The sequence below is a fragment of the Enterococcus montenegrensis genome (genome assembly GCF_029983095.1).
GTDB lineage: Bacteria > Bacillota > Bacilli > Lactobacillales > Enterococcaceae > Enterococcus_C > Enterococcus_C montenegrensis.
The window spans coordinates 2,031,593-2,052,224 of sequence record NZ_CP120467.1; the positions used below are offsets into that span (position 1 = coordinate 2,031,593).

General features: G+C 38.2%; 19 protein-coding genes. 3 read left to right on the top strand and 16 right to left on the bottom strand.

From position 1 onward, the window contains the following. The first annotated feature begins 53 nt into the window (after positions 1 to 53). Positions 54 to 887 (top strand): MerR family DNA-binding transcriptional regulator, encoded by an 834-nt coding sequence (locus P3T75_RS09775; protein ID WP_282461462.1) that lies wholly within the window; start codon positions 54 to 56, stop codon positions 885 to 887. A 139-nt stretch (positions 888 to 1,026) separates the two neighbouring features. On the opposite strand, the gene P3T75_RS09780 is transcribed toward P3T75_RS09775, so the two are convergent. Then, positions 1,027 to 1,896, bottom strand: coding sequence for a class II fructose-bisphosphate aldolase (locus P3T75_RS09780; RefSeq protein ID WP_016172687.1), 870 nt, complete (start codon positions 1,894 to 1,896; stop codon positions 1,027 to 1,029). A gap of 403 nt (positions 1,897 to 2,299) precedes the next feature. Further along, entirely contained in the window at positions 2,300 to 3,901 is a 1,602-nt protein-coding gene (locus P3T75_RS09785) for a CTP synthase (protein WP_206903763.1), read from the bottom strand. 328 nt (positions 3,902 to 4,229) lie between these two features. Here P3T75_RS09785 and P3T75_RS09790 point away from each other — a divergent pair, with 328 nt between their 5' ends. Further along, on the top strand, positions 4,230 to 4,583 hold the full coding sequence (locus P3T75_RS09790) for a YxeA family protein (RefSeq protein WP_282461463.1): 354 nt from the start codon (positions 4,230 to 4,232) through the stop codon (positions 4,581 to 4,583). 105 nt (positions 4,584 to 4,688) lie between these two features. On the opposite strand, the gene pflA is transcribed toward P3T75_RS09790, so the two are convergent. From pflA to P3T75_RS09855, 13 genes are all read right to left on the bottom strand, one after another. Next, positions 4,689 to 5,459: a pyruvate formate-lyase-activating protein gene (gene pflA, locus P3T75_RS09795; RefSeq protein WP_282461464.1), complete on the bottom strand. Its 771-nt coding sequence runs from the start codon at positions 5,457 to 5,459 to the stop codon at positions 4,689 to 4,691. A gap of 185 nt (positions 5,460 to 5,644) precedes the next feature. Then, the gene (pflB, locus tag P3T75_RS09800; protein WP_282461465.1) at positions 5,645 to 7,897 is read right to left on the bottom strand and encodes a formate C-acetyltransferase; all 2,253 of its coding nucleotides are present in this window, start codon (positions 7,895 to 7,897) and stop codon (positions 5,645 to 5,647) included. 20 nt (positions 7,898 to 7,917) lie between these two features. Further along, complete coding sequence (gene lrgB / locus P3T75_RS09805) at positions 7,918 to 8,604, bottom strand: antiholin-like protein LrgB (protein WP_282461466.1); 687 nt, start codon at positions 8,602 to 8,604, stop codon at positions 7,918 to 7,920. A gap of 1 nt (position 8,605) precedes the next feature. Next, positions 8,606 to 9,025: an antiholin-like murein hydrolase modulator LrgA gene (lrgA, locus tag P3T75_RS09810; RefSeq protein WP_206904231.1), complete on the bottom strand. Its 420-nt coding sequence runs from the start codon at positions 9,023 to 9,025 to the stop codon at positions 8,606 to 8,608. A gap of 200 nt (positions 9,026 to 9,225) precedes the next feature. After that, on the bottom strand, positions 9,226 to 9,951 hold the full coding sequence (locus tag P3T75_RS09815) for a LytR/AlgR family response regulator transcription factor (RefSeq protein ID WP_282461467.1): 726 nt from the start codon (positions 9,949 to 9,951) through the stop codon (positions 9,226 to 9,228). Beyond that, a complete protein-coding gene (locus P3T75_RS09820) occupies positions 9,951 to 11,693 on the bottom strand; it encodes a sensor histidine kinase (protein ID WP_282461468.1) in 1,743 nt (580 codons plus the stop codon). Before P3T75_RS09820 ends, P3T75_RS09815 begins: the two co-directional genes overlap by 1 nt. A 164-nt stretch (positions 11,694 to 11,857) precedes the next feature. Beyond that, positions 11,858 to 13,198, bottom strand: a complete 1,341-nt coding sequence (glnA, locus tag P3T75_RS09825; RefSeq protein WP_206904245.1) for a type I glutamate--ammonia ligase — start codon at positions 13,196 to 13,198, stop codon at positions 11,858 to 11,860. 42 nt (positions 13,199 to 13,240) lie between these two features. Then, on the bottom strand, positions 13,241 to 13,618 hold the full coding sequence (locus P3T75_RS09830; RefSeq protein ID WP_016172695.1) for a MerR family transcriptional regulator: 378 nt from the start codon (positions 13,616 to 13,618) through the stop codon (positions 13,241 to 13,243). Between the two features lie 169 nt (positions 13,619 to 13,787). Then, on the bottom strand, positions 13,788 to 15,050 hold the full coding sequence (locus P3T75_RS09835) for a methionine gamma-lyase family protein (RefSeq protein WP_282461469.1): 1,263 nt from the start codon (positions 15,048 to 15,050) through the stop codon (positions 13,788 to 13,790). Beyond that, positions 15,034 to 16,278, bottom strand: a complete 1,245-nt coding sequence (gene hflX / locus P3T75_RS09840) for a GTPase HflX (protein WP_230711362.1) — start codon at positions 16,276 to 16,278, stop codon at positions 15,034 to 15,036. The genes P3T75_RS09835 and hflX overlap by 17 nt, the downstream gene beginning before the upstream one ends. Before the next feature lies 1 nt (position 16,279). Then, the gene (gene miaA / locus P3T75_RS09845) at positions 16,280 to 17,203 is read right to left on the bottom strand and encodes a tRNA (adenosine(37)-N6)-dimethylallyltransferase MiaA (protein ID WP_282461470.1); all 924 of its coding nucleotides are present in this window, start codon (positions 17,201 to 17,203) and stop codon (positions 16,280 to 16,282) included. Between the two features lie 8 nt (positions 17,204 to 17,211). Beyond that, entirely contained in the window at positions 17,212 to 17,958 is a 747-nt protein-coding gene (locus P3T75_RS09850) for a glycerophosphodiester phosphodiesterase family protein (RefSeq protein WP_282461471.1), read from the bottom strand. 150 nt (positions 17,959 to 18,108) lie between these two features. After that, positions 18,109 to 18,621 carry a hypothetical protein gene (locus P3T75_RS09855; protein WP_396140065.1) on the bottom strand — a complete coding sequence of 171 codons (513 nt, stop codon included), beginning with the start codon at positions 18,619 to 18,621 and terminating at the stop codon, positions 18,109 to 18,111. Between the two features lie 266 nt (positions 18,622 to 18,887). Here P3T75_RS09855 and clpP point away from each other — a divergent pair, with 266 nt between their 5' ends. After that, positions 18,888 to 19,469, top strand: coding sequence for an ATP-dependent Clp endopeptidase proteolytic subunit ClpP (gene clpP, locus P3T75_RS09860; RefSeq protein WP_206904265.1), 582 nt, complete (start codon positions 18,888 to 18,890; stop codon positions 19,467 to 19,469). Between the two features lie 133 nt (positions 19,470 to 19,602). Here the strand turns inward: clpP and P3T75_RS09865 are convergent, their stop codons facing one another. Then, a complete protein-coding gene (locus P3T75_RS09865; protein ID WP_282461472.1) occupies positions 19,603 to 20,541 on the bottom strand; it encodes an NADP-dependent oxidoreductase in 939 nt (312 codons plus the stop codon). Between the last annotated feature and the right edge of the window lie 91 nt (positions 20,542 to 20,632).

A 20,632-nucleotide genomic window follows, 5' to 3' on the forward strand; every position in this document is an offset into this window, starting at 1 on the left:
GTAGGATAAACTGTAACGTAACGTTACAGTCAAGACGGAAAGGAAACTTTTTGATGAAAAAATATTTAACCGTAAGTGAAATGGCAAATTATGCCGGCATCAGCCGCCGAACGTTAATTTATTATGATCAAATAAATCTCTTCAAGCCTGCAAAAATTGGCGCAAACGGCTATCGCTATTACGGCATTGAACAGTATTTTGAACTGGACGTTATCTTACTTTTGAAAAATCTTGACGTTTCACTTGATGAAATTGATACTTTTTTGAAAAATAGAAACGTTACTGCTGTTTTAGCTGGTTTCAAACGCCAAAAAGAAAAAGTCGACGAAGAGATAAAAAAACTTAAACGCATTCGTAATTCCCTTGATAGTTATATTACACGCTACACTACCTTAGAAAATTTCGATTTAAAATCAATCGCATATACCTACAGAGAAGCTGAGTATTTTGTAATCTCAGATATTATCGAAAACTTTGATGACATTGATGCTCTGCAAGTCTATGGGCGTTTTTATAATTCTGTTGACAGCAGCGATCTTTTTAGTGGCTATCCGATTGGTTTTTTAGTAGACGGTGCGGCGTTTTATGAAGAAAATTTTCATGCTGCGCCTTATCGTGCCTTAGTTAAAATTCCACCTGAACGCTTAGCCCATTACGAGAAACAACGTATCATACAACGACCAGCCGGTTATTATGTTTCTGGTTTTATGAAAGATGAAATTCATTATATTAATATTTTTAACAATCGCTTTCGTAATTACTTAAAAGATAATAATTTGGTTTTAAATGGCGATATTTGGGAATTGCTTTGGCAAGATGAAGCCGCCTCAGAAAATCCTGAAGATCAAATTTTTGAAGTCTTAATTCCCGTTAGACCAGCTAATTAAGCATATCCAAACAAATAAACCGATATTCACTGCCAAAATAAAACCTCGTTAAAATCAGCTGATTCTAACGAGGTTTTTGGTCATTTAAAAAGAAAAAACTTCAGACCAAATTGATCTGAAGTTTAAAAGTTTAATGTAATTAAGCTTTGTTTGCTGAACCGAACCAGTCAATGTGTTCTTCAGCATCTTTAACGATAGCAGCTTTACCTGGTGCTAATAATTTACGAGGGTCAAAGCCTTTACCTTCTTGATCTTTGCCAGCTTCGATGTATTCACGAGTTGCTTTAGCAAATGATAATTGGAATTCAGTATTAACGTTAACTTTAGAAACACCCATTGAGATAGCTTTTTGGATTTGTTCTTTTGGAATACCTGAACCGCCGTGTAATACTAATGGTACATCATGACCAACAGCATCTGCGATTTCTTGTAAGTGGTCAAATGCAAGACCTTGCCAGTTTTCTGGGTAAACACCGTGGATGTTACCAATACCACATGCTAAGTAGTCGATACCTGTAGCAACCATTTGTTTACATTCTTCAATGTCAGCTAATTCGCCAGCACCGATGATACCGTCTTCTTCCCCACCAATTGAACCAACTTCACATTCAACTGAGATACCTTTAGCGTGTGCTTTTGCAACAACGTCTTTAGCTAATTTCAAGTTTTCTTCAAATGGTAAATGAGAACCATCGAACATAACTGAAGTGTAGCCAGCTTCGATACATGCTAAAGCTGCTTCGTAGTCACCATGGTCTAAGTGGATTGCAACTGGAACTGTAATATTCATTGATTCAACTAAGTCGTTGATCATGTTAACAGCTAATTTGTAACCACCCATGTATTTTGCTGCACCCATTGAAGTTTGGATTAGAACAGGGGCTTTTTTAGCTTCTGCTGCTTCCAAAATCGCTTGAGTCCATTCTAAGTTATTTGTGTTGTAACCGCCGACAGCGTAACCACCTTTACGGGCTGCTTTTAGAAATTCTGCTGCTGATACTACTGGCATAAAAAATTCCTCCTAAGTTTTAATAAACTTTATTTGTTAGGCATATCCTAACCAACGCTACTATTTTAGCAAATATTTCCTGCTATTACCACTAAAATGGCAGATTAATTCTTTCATAAAAAGATTGCACAAATTTAAATAGCGGCTGTTTTCAAATATTTTTCTGAAAAACTTTGGTACATTCCCCTTTGCCATTGCTTTTCTAATTCAAAAGATAACATCAGCAATTATTTTGCTCTGCAAATTATTTCACAGACTTTTTCTTAATTTTTGAAAATTAGCTTGAACAGCTAACAAAAAACCTGAAACAAAAATATACTTCTGCAACTTTTACATCAAGACGCAGGTATTTTTTGTTTCAGGTATTTGGCTTTTATTTAAATGTTACTCAGGAAAGACACGCCTATTGGTTTTCTAACGCAGCACCAACAAAGGCTTTAATTAGTTGTTGTGGGCGTGTTGGTCGAGAAATTAATTCTGGATGGAATTGGCAACCAACAAAGAACTTCTTGTCTGGTAGTTCCACGATTTCTACTAGTCGATTATCTGGCGAAACACCTGAGAAGACTAAGCCTTCTGCTTCAAACATTTCCCGGTATTTATTGTTAAATTCATAGCGATGACGGTGACGTTCTTGTACAACTTCGGCATCGTTATAAGCAGCTGCTGTTTTTGTTCCTTTTTTCAACTTACATGGATACAAACCAAGGCGCAATGTCCCCCCCATGTTTTCAATATTTTCTTGATCTGCCATTAGGTCAATAATATTGTTTGGTGTATCAGGATTTGTTTCAGCTGAATTAGCATCTTTTAAGCCCACTACATTTCTGGCAAACTCCACACAAGCCATTTGCATGCCTAAACAAATACCTAAAAATGGGACATCATTTTCTCTGGCATAACGAATCGCTTCAATTTTACCTTCTACTCCACGATCGCCAAAACCACCAGGAACCAAAATACCATCAGCATCTTTTAACACTTCTGCTACATTGTCTTTATTCACATCAGCTGATTGAATCCAATCAATAGCAATATCAGAATCAAATGCAAAACCAGCGTGTTTTAATGCTTCTACTACTGAAATGTATGCATCTGGTAATTCAACATATTTACCAACTAAGGCAATTCGGGTGGTTTTCTTCAAGTTGAGTACTTTTTCTTCCAACGCTTGCCATTCAGTCATATCTGCTTCTGGTACATCTAATTTCAAGTGCTCACAAACAATTTGATCCATTTTTTGTGCTTGCAATGCTAATGGAATGGAATACAATGTTTCCACGTCCCGAGATTCGATGACCGCTTCTGGTGCCACGTCACAAAATTGCGCTAATTTATTTTTCGTGCTTTGTGAAACAGGCTGTTCTGTCCGAACTACTAAGATATTTGGTTGAATACCTAAACCACGTAATTCTTTTACGCTATGTTGTGTTGGTTTAGTTTTCATTTCCCCAGCTGCTTTTAAGTATGGAATCAACGTCGTGTGAATGTACATCACATTATCTGAACCCACGTCAGCTTTCATTTGGCGCAATGCTTCTAAAAATGGTAATGATTCAATATCACCAACTGTTCCGCCGACTTCTGTGATAATGACATCAGAATCGGTTAATTTTGCAGCCCGCATGATTTTTTCTTTAATTTCATTCGTGATGTGTGGAATTACTTGAACAGTTGCGCCCAAATATTCTCCTTTGCGTTCTTTACGCAAAACTTCAGAATAAATTTTACCGGTTGTTACATTGGAATACTTATTTAAGTTAATATCGATAAAACGTTCATAGTGACCAAGGTCTAAATCCGTTTCTGCCCCGTCATCTGTTACAAAAACTTCTCCATGTTGGTAAGGACTCATCGTACCAGGATCGACATTGATATAAGGATCAAATTTTTGAATCGTTACCTTTAATCCACGATTTTTCAATAAGCGTCCTAGCGATGCTGCCACAATACCTTTACCAATCGACGACACAACGCCGCCGGTTACAAAAATATATTTTGTCATTAATTAAAAACTCCCTCTATATTTTTTCGCAGGAAAAGCTTCTGTAAAATAAATATGCTCCCTATCCAAAATGAATAGGGAGCATATTTTCCAGAACTTTGACCCTAAGTAATTAGGGTGCCCAAGTAGGATATTACAATCTCTCCTTTCTTTTGTCAACTATCGATTTTTGTAAAGGGGTTTCAATTTAAGAAAGTCTGAAACCTTAAAACTTAATTTTAATTCATTTTTTACGACTAAAGTCGCAAATTCATTTCCGACTTGTGCCTGTTTTTTTTAAATTTCTTCTCAGCTAAAATTAGGCTGTTAGAAAGAAGGAAGAATCAGTATGAAAAAAATTATTTTTACTGCCCTCCCATTTTTGTTAGCTAGTGGCGGGATATTTTATTGGTACCATGATAACTACGGAACCAATGATTATTACACAAAAATTAACCAAGCTGGAACACGTACGTATATCGGTGAAGGAGCTGGACATAAGGTCTATAAATATCGTTACAAATTAGCCAGTTTTAATGCTTATGGCGAAGAATTAGACATTGATTTCAACTCGAGAAAAGACCATCCCATGAAAAAAGATGCTTACCTGATTGTTCATGTAAATCATAAAAAAGGTGTTATGGGTTGGGAAGAAATCGCGAAAAGTCAACTACCTAAAAAAGCTGAAAATCACTTAAACTAAAAACATACACGTCTTAAATACGCGGCTGTGATAATTTTTTATCACAGCCGCTTGTTTGGTAAATAAACCGTACTTTTTAAATTGGTGCTAGCGTGAGGTTTTACATTAAACCACCAGCAGTGTTTCTTTTTTATAGCCACTGTAATCTGCAACATGTAATAATGCTTGAGCATTTTCCACTCTTTGGCGCGTCGGTGGTTCAATTCCTTCTAATGGATATTTTAAACCCAATTCTTGCCACTTGTACTTGCCCATCGTGTGGTAGGGTAAAATCTCAACCTTATCGACATTTTGCAACGTCTTAATAAAGCTATCTAAGCGGATCAAATACGCATCATAGTCACTGCGATAAGGAACCAATACGTGACGAATCCAGACCGGTTTATTTATTTCAGATAAATATTTGGCCATTTCCAAAATAGGGGTATTGGCTTGTTTGGTCAGTTTTTTATGGGCGTCATTGTCGATATGTTTAATATCAAACAACAATAAATCCGTATATTCCATTAAAGTATTGAATTTTGAAAAGAAAGGTTCTTCTCTGGTAAACGGTTGCCCACAGGTATCAATGGTCGTATGAACCCCAGCCGCTTTGGCTTTTTTGAACAAATCAATTAAAAAATCAAGTTGTAACAACGGTTCTCCACCACTTACTGTGATCCCGCCTTTTTCTCCCCAAAATTCTTTATATTTTAAGGCTTCTTCTAAAACATCATCTGCTGTACGCTCTTTACCACTGCCAATTTTCCAAGTATCCGGATTATGGCAAAACTCACACCGCATCCGACAGCCTTGGGTAAAAACGATAAAGCGAATGCCTGGTCCATCGACGGAACCAAAACTTTCGGTTGAATGAATACGACCTGTCACAGTCATGCTTATGACTTCCTTTCGTATATGAAATACTTGAAACAAACGTCTCAAAAAAGAGGCTAGAAATTTTTTATGCCGCAATTCCAACCTCTTTTTCACTACGTTTTTTGTGAAGAAGAGGACAAGCAAAAATAAAAAGTGACGGATAGTTTCCCATCCGCCACCTTGTAGTACGTTTAAAATTGAAATTACATAGATTCGTGCATTGTCCGTGCAATAACGTCATCTTGTTGTTCTTTCGTTAACTTAATGAAGTTTACGGCATAACCAGATACCCGAATTGTTAATTGTGGGTATTTTTCTGGGTGTGCTTGCGCATCTAACAAGGTATCCCGGTTGAAGACGTTAATGTTCAAGTGGTGACCACCTTTTGTTGCATATCCGTCTAACATGGTTGCTAAGTTTTCTTCTTGGGTTGCTTCGTCACGACCTAAGGCTTTTGGTACGATAGAAAACGTATTTGAAATACCATCTAATGAATAGTCGTAAGGAATTTTCGCAACTGAAGACAAGCTTGCTAACGCACCATGTGTGTCGCGTCCATGCATTGGGTTAGCCCCTGGCGCAAATGGTTGGCCCGCACGACGTCCGTCTGGTGTATTCCCTGTTTTCTTCCCATAAACCACATTGGATGTGATTGTAAGAATAGATGTGGTGTGTTTTGCATCACGGTAAGTTTTGTTACGTTTTACTTTCGTCATGAAGGTTTTCAATAAGTTCACCGCGATTTCATCCACGCGATCATCGTTATTGCCGTATTTAGGATAGTCGCCTTCAATCACGTAGTCTTCTACGATTCCATTTTCATCACGAACTGTTTTCACTTTGGCATATTTAATGGCAGATAATGAGTCAACTGCAACAGAGAAACCAGCAATACCAGTTGCCATTGTGCGTAGGATATCTGTATCTTGTAATGCCATTTCAATCCGTTCGTAAGAATATTTATCGTGCATGTAGTGAATGATGTTTAATGTATTCAAGTACAATTCTGTAATCCAGTCCATCATGGCATCATATTTGGCTAAAACTTCATCGTATTCTAGATATTCAGAAGTGATTGGTTGATATTTTGGTCCTACTTGTGCTTTTGATTTTTCATCAACCCCACCGTTAATTGCGTATAACAAGGTTTTCGCTAAGTTTGCACGAGCACCGAAAAATTGCATTTGTTTCCCAATGCGCATTGCCGATACACAACAAGCGATTCCGTAGTCATCGCCCCAATGAGGACGCATCACATCATCGTTTTCATATTGAATCGCAGATGTTTGGATACTCATTTTCGCACAGAAAGTTTTGAAGTTGTGTGGTAAACGTGTTGACCATAAAACTGTCAAGTTTGGTTCTGGCGCAGGACCTAAGTTTGCTAATGTGTGTAAGAAACGGAAGCTGTTTTTTGTTACCATGTGACGTCCGTCTTCACCCACACCACCGATTGATTCTGTTACCCATGTTGGATCCCCAGAAAATAGGGCATTGTATTCAGGTGTCCGAGCGAATTTTACAAGACGTAATTTCATAACGAAATGATCCACGATTTCTTGTGCTTCTTCTTCTGTAATCACGCCGTTTTCTAAGTCGCGTTCCACATAAATGTCTAAGAAAGTCGATGTCCGACCCAATGACATTGCTGCACCATTTTGTTCTTTGATTGCAGCTAAGTAGCCTAAGTATAACCATTGGAAAGCTTCTTTTGCGTTTGTCGCAGGTTGTGAAATATCAAAACCGTAAATGTTACCTAATTCTTTTAATTCAGCTAACGCACGAATTTGTTCACTTAATTCTTCCCGTTGACGGATGATGTCTTCTGACATTGTACCGTTTCCACAGTTGGCTAAATCTTTTTGTTTTTCTTTAATTAAAAAGTCTACCCCGTATAACGCAATCCGACGGTAGTCGCCGATAATACGGCCACGACCATAGGCATCTGGTAAACCAGTAATGACGCCTGAACGGCGTGCTGCGCGCATTTCTGGTGTATATGCATCAAAGACCCCTTGGTTATGGGTTTTGCGGTAGTCGCGGAAGATATGTGAAATTTCAGGATCGATTTCAAAACCGTATTCTTCAGCGGCTTGTTCAGACATACGAACTCCACCAAATGGTTGTAAACCACGTTTGAAAGGTTTGTCTGTTTGGAAACCAACCACTGTTTCTAAATCTTTATTTAAATAACCAGGACCATGAGAAGTAATCGTTGAAACGACTTTTGTGTCCATGTCTAAAACGCCACCGTTGTCGCGTTCTTGTTTGTTTAATTCCATTACTTGATCCCAAAGTTTTGTGGTAGCTTCTGTTGGGCCAGCTAGAAATTCATCTGTGCCGTCAAATTGTGTGTAGTTTGCTTGGATAAAATCACGTACGTTAATTTCTCCTTGCCATTGTTTTCCTTTAAATCCTTGCCAAGCGTTTGTCTGTAAATCTACTGTCTTTTGCATTTGTCAATACTCCTTTATTTTTAAATAATTCCCATTACACTTGCGACAATTGGAACTACCACGGCTGTTGTAATTCCGACAACGACAACGGAAATACTTGCCATCGCTGTTTCTGTTTCCCCCATCTCCATACTAACGGCAACCCCTAAAGCATGACCCGCCGCGCCGAGTGCTAAGCCTTTAGCAATTGGATTTTTAACTTTAAACCATTTCAAAGCAATAGCACCTAATGCATAAACTAAAACACCATTAAAGATAACCGAAAAAGCTGCGATAGAAGCGATACCACCAACTGAAGTAGCAACAGGAACCGCAATTGCTGTTGTTGCCGCTTGGGGAAGTAAAGAGGCAATGAGTTGGGGATGCATCTTAATTATGTAACCAGCTAAAACCACAGAACCGGCTGAAACGACCGAACCAATTGTAATGGCTACCATAATTTCCATAAAGTATTTTTTTAAGATATCGCGTTTTTTATATAAGGGAATGGCAAAGGCGATTGTGGCAGGTTCTAAAAAGAACATGATAATTTTGCCACCTTCATTGTAGTCGTCATAGCTGATACCTGTGATTTCTAAAACTATAACACCTAATATCATCGCGACAAACAACGGAGTAAATAAGAAGAAGCCTTTGCTTTTTTTAAATAAAAATGTACCGATACCAAAAACGACTAGAGAAATGATAATACCAACATATGGTGTCATATTAAGAAACCTCCTTTAAACCTTTGTTAAGTGATTTTTCTTCATCTGCTTGTGCATGGCGATCTTTAATACCCAATAATAAACTTGAGCCCCAACCTGTCGCTGCCATTAAAGCTAAAGTTGCAATGAGAATAACCACTAGAATTTGGATGCCAGAGCTTTTCATAATCCCTAATGAATTAACAAGCGAAATACCTGATGGCACAAATAAGAAAGTAATCACACTTGATAAGCTGTTAGCTAATCCTTCAATTTGCTCCAATTTAACAATGCCCGTACATAAAGCACCAAATAAAAGTAGCATCCCGATTAATGAAGGTGGAATTGCAAGAGGTAATACTTTAGCAATACCATTTGAAATGAGCATAATTAGTGCAAATACGAAAGCCTGTTGTAAGAATGAATAAACTTTTTTTTCCATGTTTTTTCGCTCCTTTGTTTTGTTTACATGCTTAGTATACGAGAATTCCCAACTTTGTTACCGCTTTCTTCATAAGTTGCGTCATTTGAATCATGAAATGCAAAAAAAGGCACATGACTTACACCGTCATGTGTCCTCTTTACAAATGCACCGCGTTTCATCAGTTTCTACAACCTTTTATCGCGATTTTTCACACCTATTTATTCTAAGTTTAACCGCTCTTTAAACGCTTTTAAATAGGAGCGGCTAACAGGAACTTTTTCCCCATTTTCCATCGTAACTTGCAATGTATGATTAAACCAAGGCTGGATTTCCTTTACCTTTGTCACATTAATAATAAAACTACGCTGCGTTTTAATAAAAAGGGCTGGCGGTAATTTTTGTTCAATCCCACTTAAGGTTCCTGTTGTCACGTACTGTTTTTCATCGGTAAAAATGCTGAGACTGCGTTCATCCACTGAAACCATTTGAACCGTTTCAGGATTAATTAAAAAAATACGATCGTCGCTATGAATGGGAAACGTTGAAAATTGTTCTAAGTTTTTAGTTGTTGTTCTTTGGTTTTTATTCACCTGTTTTTTTGCTTTATCAATAATTTCCATCACTCTTTTTTCTTCAAAGGGCTTTAATAAATAGTCACTTGCGTTGACTTGAAACGCCTGCAATGCGTAATCATCATAGGCTGTGGCAAAAACCAAGTAAGGTGGATCACTGAGGGCGACGAGTTTTTCTGCTAATTCAAAACCACTTTCATCAGTTAAATGAATATCTAAAAATAGAATATCTGGTTTTTGTTCCATCATTTTAGTCATCGCCTCTAACACACTTTCTGCCTGCGCCACACTGGTCACAGCAGGATGTTGACTGACCAAATAATTTAACTCTTCTCTTGCTAAGGGTTCATCATCAACTAAAAGCACATGCATTATTCATTTCCTCCTTCAAGCTCCAATGGTAGGCTAATGGTAAAGACCGCACCACCAGCTGCTTTATTTTCCGCTTTTAACTGACCGGCATCGCCATATAAGCTGTGTAAACGTCGATTCAAATTTTCCAACGCTGTCCCCGTTCCTTTTTCAGAAACAACAGCTTGTTTGCCTAATTGCGACAATAACGTAGCTTTTATTCCCACACCATTGTCTTCCACTTGTAAAATTAAAACATCTTTTTTACTGGTAATGGTTACGTGAACATGATTATTTTCTTTACGATTAGAAAAAGCATGTTTAATCGCATTTTCAACCAAAATCTGGACAGCATATGACGGAATCAAAGCTGATTGAAGCTCGTCTTTTATTTTCACATCGATTTGGTAACGATTAGGAAATCGAGCTTGTTCTAATTGTAAATAGGCTGCTAAATGTTGCAATTCTTGGCTTAAAAGTAGCTTTGTTTGGCGTGCACCAGTCAAATTCCCCCGAAAATACGTACTTAACTGTAATAATAAACTGCGAGCCTGATTGGTATCACGGCGCATTAAAGCGGAAATTGTATTAATGGCGTTAAAGAAAAAGTGGGGATTTACTTGAGCTTGTAGCGATTTAATTTCGGCATCCTTTAACAGTTGACTTCTTTCTTCTGCTTCCCCTAGCTCGATTTGAGAAGAAAAAATCGTTGCTAGTCCCTCTGCCAGCTCTTCTTCCACATAAGTCAATTTTGTTTCATCGGTAAAGTACATTTTCAGTGTGCCCACAACTTTTTCATGAGCAAAAAGTGGAATAACAATCGCAGCAGCCAAAGGACAATTAGGATTTTTACACCCAATTTGTTCTTTACTATGGGCAATTAGCATACTTCCAGATTGCAAAACTTTTTTAGAAAGTTCAGTAATCACTTCAATTTCTGGAATATGGTGATCGCTGCCTGCCCCCACATGGGCTAGAATTTGATGTTTATCGGTAATACTGATTGCGGCTAATTTGGTATAGCGTTGAATAATTTCTGCTGCTGCTTGGCTGGACTCCCGCTTTAACCCTGCCCGAAAATACGGTAAAGTTTGAGCTGCTAAATTTAATACATCATGAGTTTGAACCGCTTTAGCTTGTTCTTCTTGTTTTAGGGTGATATTAATAATGGACATGAAAATAAACGTCCCAATGCCATTAATCATAATCATTGGTCCAGCAATCATTTGCGCTAATGCTGGTCCGCTAAAAAAAGCCACGAAGACCATTTGAATGGATTCCATCAAAATACCCACCAGCGCATAGACCCAAGCTTTATTTTGCCACTGCTTTTTAATTAGTAGTAATCGGATTAAGCCTGAAACAAGACCAATCAAAAAAGAAGAAAAGATATAAAAGCTACCTTGCCCGCTACCTTGGAAAAAGCGATGAATCCCTGCAATCCCACCCACGGTTGCGCCAACACTTGGGCCGCCCACTAAACCGGCAACACTGATCACTAGCGTACGGGCGTTGGCGATGGAGGTGTTCTCTGAAATATGGGTTAAAAAATTGCTTGGTACAATCTTATTACCCGCAATTTCAATTCCGGTAAAATTCGTTAAAATGGCAAACAGCCCGAAAACAACAATCAAAATGACTTTAGATGAAAACTGTTCCCGATTTTCTAGTACGCGCTTAAAATAGGAGACATTTACTAATAAAAAGGCTAATAAAATAATTAAGCCTACTCGCTCCATCATCAAAATAAATAAATCCAACATATGTATGCCCTCTTTTATTTTCCATTTTTCCTAATAGTAGTGGTGAAGGACCCTGATTGTCAATTTTCAACAAAATAAAAATAGCCCATTGCTCGCATCAATTTCAGAAAAGCACAAAACAAACCGCCCTAAGCCGTAGCTCAAAGCGGTTTGTTTTCCTGTTTTTAATACAACTCTAAATATTGTTCTCTTTCCCATTCAGAAACAGTTTGACGGAACGATGCCCATTCCAAACGTTTTGCTTCCACAAAATTTTGGTAGATATGATTCCCTAAAGCATCAACCATTACTTCATCTTTGCGTAGCGCTTTAATCGCATTGTGTAATGTTGAAGGTAAATCTTTAATTTGCGCTTCTTCTCTTTCTGTTTCATTCATGACATAAATATTGCGATCGACTGCTGGTGGCGGCGTCAATTCACGACGAATGCCGTCAAGACCGGCTTCTAATAATACTGCCATTGCTAAATATGGATTAGCTGAAGGATCAACTGAACGTAACTCCAAACGTGTTGATAGACCACGAGATTCTGGCACACGAATTAACGGTGAACGATTGCGACCAGACCAAGCTACGTAAACCGGAGCTTCATAGCCGGGAACAAGGCGTTTGTATGAATTGACGATTGGATTGCAGACAGCTGTATAAGCCCGGGCATGTTCAATTAATCCGCCTAAGAAATGATATGCAGTTTGGCTCAAGCCCATTTCTCCTGCTTCATCATAAAAAGCATTTTCTTTGCCTTTAAATAATGACATATTACAGTGCATCCCTGAACCATTAATCCCAAATAATGGTTTTGGCATGAAGGTCGCGTGTAGACCGTGTTTGCGGGCAATTGTTTTTACTACTAATTTAAAGGTTTGGATATTATCACAGGCATCGACAACGTCGGCATATTTAAAGTCGATTTCATGTTGTCCAGGAGCCACTTCATGGTGAGATGCTTCCACTTCAAAGCCTAGACTTTCTAATTCCAACACAATATCCCGGCGGCAATTTTCACCTAAGTCTGTCGGGGCAAAATCAAAATAACCACCAGCATCATTTAATTCCGTTGTAATTTCACCATCTTCATCTAGTTTGAATAAGAAGAATTCTGGCTCTGGCCCTAAATTAAACGAAGTGAAACCTAATTGTCTCATGTTTTCCATAGCGCGCTTCAAATTACCACGGGGATCGCCAGCAAACGGTGTACCATCAGGATTATAAATATCACAAATCAAACGTGCGACTTTACCATGTTCACTTTCCCAAGGGAAGATCATCCAAGTAGATAAATCTGGATACAAATACATATCGCTTTCTTCGATGCGGACAAAACCTTCAATCGAAGAACCATCAAACATCATTTTGTTATCCAAAACTTTTTCCAATTGACTTACTGGAACTTCAACATTTTTGATTGTTCCCATAATGTCTGTGAACATTAGACGTAAGAAACGAACATTTTCTTCTTCGACAATACGTTTGATATCTGTTGCTGTGTAATTTACGCGAGGCATATAATCCCACCCTTAATTAGTTTTTTTATTTTCAAACAACGCCTACATTCGTGGACCCTGCTTAAATGGATTTTGTTGTGTTAAACCACCTTGGCTTAGTAGTTCATCATAAAAAATTTGTCGAACATCTTGGTCAGTCAGCGGTTTTTTATTTTTTGCAATTTTTTCCTGCTGCTTTTGCATTTCATAGGCATGTTTGATCCCTGCCATATTTAAACCTTCAGACAAGTAATCCTTGATTTCAAGTAAAATATCAATATCATTCAAAGAATACATACGACGATTGCCTTCACTTCTTTCGGGATGAATTAAATCTTGCTCTTCGTAATAACGAATTTGTCGCGCAGTAAGATCTGTTAGCTTCATCACCGTCCCAATCGGAAAAACTGACATTGATCGGCGCAACTCTTTTTCTCGCATGAAACTACTCCTTTCCGGTTGGTTTTTTAACTTGGGATAACTATACCAATCCCATTTTTGAAAGTCAAGGCTATATGTTAGCTTTTCTGACATAAATAATAAAAAATTTTCTGACAAATAAAAAGAACCTTGAATTAACAAGGTTCAGTTGAAATTAAAAAAACTAAAATTATTTTTTATTTTGATGAAAAACAGCATTTACTGCGTTAGCGACTGCAATTTTAACATGTTCATAAGTTAGACCACCTTGAACGTACAATGAAAACGGTTCCCGCAAAGGACCATCTGCACTTAACTCAATACTCGCACCTTGAACAAAAGTTCCTGCTGCCATAATAATATCGTCTTCATAACCAGGCATATAAGAAGGTACCGGGGCAACAAAGGCATCTACTGGTGAAAAACGTTGAATAGCTTGTGCGAAGGTAATCATCGCATCTTTTTCTTTAAGTTCGACTAATTGAATCAAATCTGTTCTAGGATCGTCCCACTTAGGAGTTGACGCAATAGCATATTCTGCTAATAACGCTGATGTGAAAACTGCACCTTGAATAGCCTGGCTAACGACATGAGGGGCTAAGAAAAAACCTTGGAGCATATCGTATACATTGCCTAACATGGCGCCGCCTTCTGCCCCTACACCTGGTGTAGTTAAACGATAAGCACACTTTTCAATTAAATCTTTTTTCCCAACTAAGTAGCCACCCGTTTTGGCAATACCGCCGCCAGGATTTTTAATCAAAGAGCCTGCCATTAAATCAGCTCCTACTTGTGTTGGTTCTAATAATTCAGCAAATTCGCCATAACAATTATCAACAAAGATAGTGACATCTGGCGCAATTGTTTTAACAAAATCACACATTTCCTTAATTTTTGCAATGGTAAATGAAGGTCTGGCAGCATAGCCACGGGAACGCTGAATAGCAACCACTTTGGTTTTTTGATTAATTTTTGCTTTTACAGCATCAAAGTCGACTTCCCCTGAGTCTGTCAAATCAGCTTGACGGTATGAAATGTCATACTCTTTCATTGAACCAATTCCATTTCCGGCTAAACCGATTACCTCAAGCAAGGTATCATAAGGTGTCCCCGTAATATAAAGTAGTTCATCCCCAGGACGTAACACCCCAAATAAAGCCGTAGCAATTGCGTGGGTACCCGAAACAATTTGTGGGCGCACTAATGCTGCCTGTGTACCAAACGTTTCTGCATAAACGGCTTCTAAAGCATCCCGTCCCATATCATCATTTCCATATCCTGTTGAAGGTAAAAAATGCGTTTCTGAAATATGCTGATTTGAAAATGCGCGTAAAACTTTATTTTGATTGCTCAAAGCAATTTGCCGTAACTCTTCTTGTCGTGGCGCAATTTTTTGCTCAACTCGCTCAATTGCGGCTACCAAAGACGGATTAAATTCATCTGTCCAATTCATCTTCCATTCTCCTTATCACACTGGCTTCAGGTAATGCAAAACCTTTGACCAAGTATTTTTCTGATTCTGGCAAAAACTCTTCATGCACCAGTAACGTTTCACTTTTCAGTTGTGCCAGTAATTTTCCTTCATTTTGTTTTAAATAAACATTGTAAGGTTCTAAGTTTTCCATCAGTTGCAAGCGCACAGCCGAGGTCAATTCAGCTTTACTGCGGCTACTCTTAGCTGAAATTAATACGTTGGGAAATAGGGTTGGCACAAATTGTGCTTTATCAATTTTATCAGCCTTATTGTAGACCGTTAAAATCGGGGTTTTATCAAAATCCAATTCTTTCATCAGCTCTAAAACTGTCTGCTCTTGTTGGGTACGATCAGGTGAACTGGCATCAACAACATGCAACAACAAGTCCATATCGCGACTTTCCTCTAACGTAGAGTGAAAAGCATCAATCAACTGCGTTGGTAAATCTTGAATAAAACCAACCGTATCCGTTAACGTAACCTCAAAACCTTCCGGCAGTTTCCAGCGTTTTGTCAAAGGATCTAATGTTGCAAAAAGTTCATCTTGTTCATAAGTTTTTGCTTCTGTTAATACATTCATAATCGTGGACTTGCCAGCGTTGGTATAACCAATTAAACCAATTTGAAAGCGATTGTTTTTTCTTCTTTGACGCGTACGTTCCCGATGGGCCGCCACGTCTTTTAATTCTCGCTTAATTGCTGTTATCTTATTACGAATATGGCGTCGATCTGTTTCTAACTTGGTTTCACCAGGCCCTCTTGTACCAATCCCTCCACCTAAGCGAGATAAATATTTACCTTGACCCACTAAACGGGGCAATAAATATTCTAATTGCGCTAATTCTACTTGCAGTTTTCCCGCTTTAGACCGTGCCCGCAAAGCAAAAATATCTAAAATTAACTGCACGCGGTCAATAACTGGCACTGCTACAAAATCGGCAATAGTTTGGCTTTGACGTGGTGTCAGTTCATGGTTGAAAATTACCAAATCTGCTTCATAACTTTCGACTAAATTTTTTAATTCCGTCAATTTTCCTTTTCCGATAATTGTTTGACGATCCACTTGGGGCCGTTTTTGAATTAACGAAAAACAAACTTCTCCTTTAGCCGTTTTGGTCAAACCTTTTAATTCTTGCATAGATTCACCAAAATTTTTCCAAGTCTCTTCGGTTTCTACCCCGACTAAAATAACTTTTTCTTGTTCCATGCTACTCCTCCAACCACGCTTGTATTTTCTGCTGCAAAGCTTCAATTGCTTCTGGTTGCGTAATCAAATCGACCCAAGTTGTCACTTCCATTCGGTTACGAAACCACGTTAATTGTCGTTTTGCGTAACGTCTTGAATCTAATTTAATTGTCTCTTTCACCTCATCAAGACTAATTTCACCTTTAAAATAAGGGAAAAATTCGCGGTAACCAATCCCTTTTGCCGCTTGGACATCTTCATAATCTTCTAAAAGGGTTGCTTCTTTTGCTAACCCAGCAGCAAACATCAACTCTACCCGCTGATTAATACGCTCATAAAGCACCTCTCGCTCTGTGGTTAAAGCGATTAAAAAATCATCGTAAAGCTTTTGCGGTTCATCTTTAGGTTTTGTAATGCTATGACCGGTTAAATCAAAGACTTCTAATGCACGGATGACTTTTCGCTCATTATTAAAATGAATTTTTTCAGCGGCTAGTGGATCTTTTTTTAAAAGCAGCTGCCACAAAGCCACTCTCCCCTCTTTTTGGGCGTAAGTCTGATATTTTTGTCGCAAATGCTCCCCCTGTTGCCCGAAATCTTCTGGCGCGCCTAATTTATAATCATAAAGCAGTGCCTGGATATAAAGACCTGTTCCGCCAACAACAATGGGCAGTTTACCTTTGGCTGAGATTGCCGCAATTTTTGCTCGCGCTTGTTTTTGAAAATCAGCAGCTGAATACGCTGCCGTAAAATCACAAATATCAATCAGGTGATGGGGAATGTCCGCGGCTTCTTTTTTGGTTACTTTGGCTGTCCCAATATCCAATTGACGATAAACTTGTAATGAATCCCCGCTAATAATCTCACCATTGAATTTTTGGGCTAGCTTAATACTTAGTGCTGTTTTTCCCACACCAGTTGGCCCTGCAATCACTAATACTTTCATTTTTATCCTCATTTATTTGGCTTATTTCGTGCATTTTTTACATATTGCTGTACTTTTTCTGGGAAATTGGTAATAATTCCTGCCGTATTTAACGCAACACATTCCTTCACTAGGGTTTCATCATCAATCGTCCAAGGACGCACAGCTAATGGTAAATCAGGTAATGTTGCTTTATTTTTCAAAACCCAGTCGATTTTAGGATGGATACCTTCAATATATGGTCGGTCCAGTGCTTGAAGTACCTTTTTATCACTGGTGCTTAAAATCAAATCTAGTTGTGTGTCAGGTTCTAATTTATGAATAATATCTAAGGAATCAATATTAAAACTACAATACCAATGTTTAAAAGGCCAAAGACGACTTGTCATTAAAGTAGCTGTTTTCATTTCGATTTCAGGATAATGGTAGTGATCGGTTTTTAGTTCAATTAACAATACTCCTCGGAAATTGCGCATGACTAATAAATCCAACACTTCTTTTAAGGTTGGTACTTTAGTATTTTGATAGCTTTCAGAAAACCAACTACCGGCATTTAATTTTTTTATTTCAGCCAGGTTTTTTTCTCGAATCAAGCCTTTTCCATTTGTCGTTCGCTCAACGTCTTCATCATGCATCACAATTAAGTGACCGTCTTTTGACAAATGAACATCTAACTCAATCACGTCACTATCTGCCCGCACTGCTTCGGCAAAAGAAGGTAGTGTATTTTCCGGTCGGCTACCACTGGCACCGCGATGGGCTACGATTTGTGTCATCACCGTTGCCTCCTTATCTTTTTCTTCATTAGTAATTGTACCACTTCTATCTGTATTTTATGTACCAGACAGCTACTCTAACATGAAATAAATACCGCAAAAAAGATGAGAAGACACCTTGCATCAGCTTCTCATCTTTTTTTAAAATTATTACGCGCTAAAATAGGTCAACGTACTATCTGAAAGTCGCTTTAACTCTGTTTTTCTTTCATTGATCAATTCTGTTAAATCGTCGGAAAAATGCTCCATAATCACACGACCACCCTTATAAGCGTAACCTCCAACTTTAATCGTTTCATCTGGTGACAAAATAACTTTTCGTTGCGCAATATTTTTGAAAAATTCTTCTAAAATGTAGTTTGGTAAATAAAAATTATTTTGAGCTGCAAATGATTGCAAGTAAGCATAGTCATCAATTGTGATATAACAATCATCAAAGGCATCAAAGCTGACATATTCTTCCATTAAGACGCTACGCTTTTGTAAAATTTCATTGATTTTTTTATTTAATTGGTTTAAGGTTTCAATTTCTTTTACTTTGTGTTCCAAAGTTCGTCGTTTTTGCTCTTTTTTCTCGTCATAACGAATACGTAAATTAAAGGCAATGGTAACGATTAAAGCACCCACCAAAACACCAAAAAAACCGGCTGCTGCTACTGCTATCATATTTTTCCTCCTTAAATTCTCTTGTCTTTTATTTTAGCATAACTTCTGTGGGATTCGCATTTTTTAACTGTTTTTAGCCACCCTTTTGTTATCTATTTTGATCTGCTATTTTTGTTAGCAAAAAAATATTCATTCTCTGAGTTTTTCATTTGACCTATTTTGACCTATTGGTTATACTTCTTTTTAGAGGTTATCGCTTAAATGTGCTAAACTTGAGACGTACAATAATTAACGTCGATTTGATTAAAGGAGGACTTTACATTATGAATTTAATTCCAACAGTCATTGAACAATCATCCCGCGGCGAAAGAGCGTATGACATCTACTCACGTTTATTAAAAGACCGCATTATTATGCTAAGCGGTCAAGTTACTGACGACTTAGCAAACTCAATCATCGCCCAATTACTTTTCTTGGACGCACAAGATTCTGAAAAAGATATCTATGTATACATCAACTCACCCGGTGGTAGCGTAACAGCTGGGATGGCAATTTACGATACAATGAACTTTGTTAAAGCCGATGTGCAAACAATTGTAATGGGCATGGCTGCTTCAATGGGCTCATTTTTATTAACAGCTGGCGAAAAAGGCAAACGTTTTGCTTTGCCAAATGCCGAAATCATGATTCACCAACCATTAGGTGGTGCACAAGGCCAAGCAACTGAAATCGAAATTGCAGCGCGTCACATCTTACAAACCCGTGATCGTTTGAACCATATCTTAGCCGAACGCACAGGTCAACCACTAGAAGTCATTGAAAAAGATACTGATCGTGATAACTTTATGACCGCTGAACAAGCGAAAGAATACGGTTTGATTGACGAAATTATGGTGACAAAATAATTGATAAAAAAAGAATTGAGACTTTTGTCTCAATTCTTTTTTTGTTTACCTTTATTATAGTCACCAAAAATTCAATTTGTTAGATTACTTGTGCTGCTTTCTTTTTTTAATTAAAAGAGTGCCCTTTTATCATTTAGGATTGGGCGATAACGATTTTGCCAGCAGCTGGATGACCCGCAATTTTTTCGTGAGCCAAAATGACGCTGCGCAATTCAAAAGGCAAAACTTCTGCAATATTAACAACCAATTTGCCATCCCCATAAGCATTTAGCAAATATTCAAAAGCAGTTTGGTCCTGGTATTCTTTTTTAGGGGCAAAACTTAAATACGTCCCATCTTTACGATCTGCTGGATTTGGCAGTTCATTTAAAGCAACATATGTTCCGCCAGGTTTTAAAATTTTCAGACCAAGATCTGCACTTTTACTCCCTTTTGTCGCGTCAATTACAATATCCGCCTGTTCAAAAAATGTTTTTGCCGGACTCGCTGTATCATAGGCAACAAACTCATCTGCTCCCCAGTTTCTAATTTTCGCTTCATTTTTTTGGGCCGCACTTGCTAGAATATGATTTTTATTTTGATGCAACATTTGTACAAGTAAAGACCCCACTCCACCAGAAGCACCTAACACCATCACGGTTTGACTACTGTCAACCTGTAGGAGTTCAAAAAGTAAATTGTACGCTGTGATTCCGGTTGTAACTATGCTTGCTGCTTTGGGAAAACTCATTGTCTCAGGGATTTTTGCCGCTTTTTTATTTGGCAAAACGACCTCTTGCCCATAAGTTCCGCTAATTGGGTGAATCACTACGCGATCGCCAACAGCAAAATCTGTTTCGCCAGGAAAAATTTCTGTCACGATTCCAGCCGCATCATTGCCCATTACATAAGGAAATTTCAAACTGCGAAATTCTTGCTGCGCCCCACTTCGCAAAGAAATATCGTAAGGATTAACGGCAAAAGCCTGCACTGCTACCCGGATATGGCCTGGGGTAATTTCTCTTGGTTGGTCTGTAATCGTCTCAAATACATCATGGGGCTTTCCATAACCAGTTATAGCAAAACGTTTCATCAAAAATTCCTCCTTTTTACCTTTGTCTAAAGTGTAGCGAGGAAAGAAAAAAAGCGCAACGATTTGCGCTTTAACTGCTTTCACAAAACGA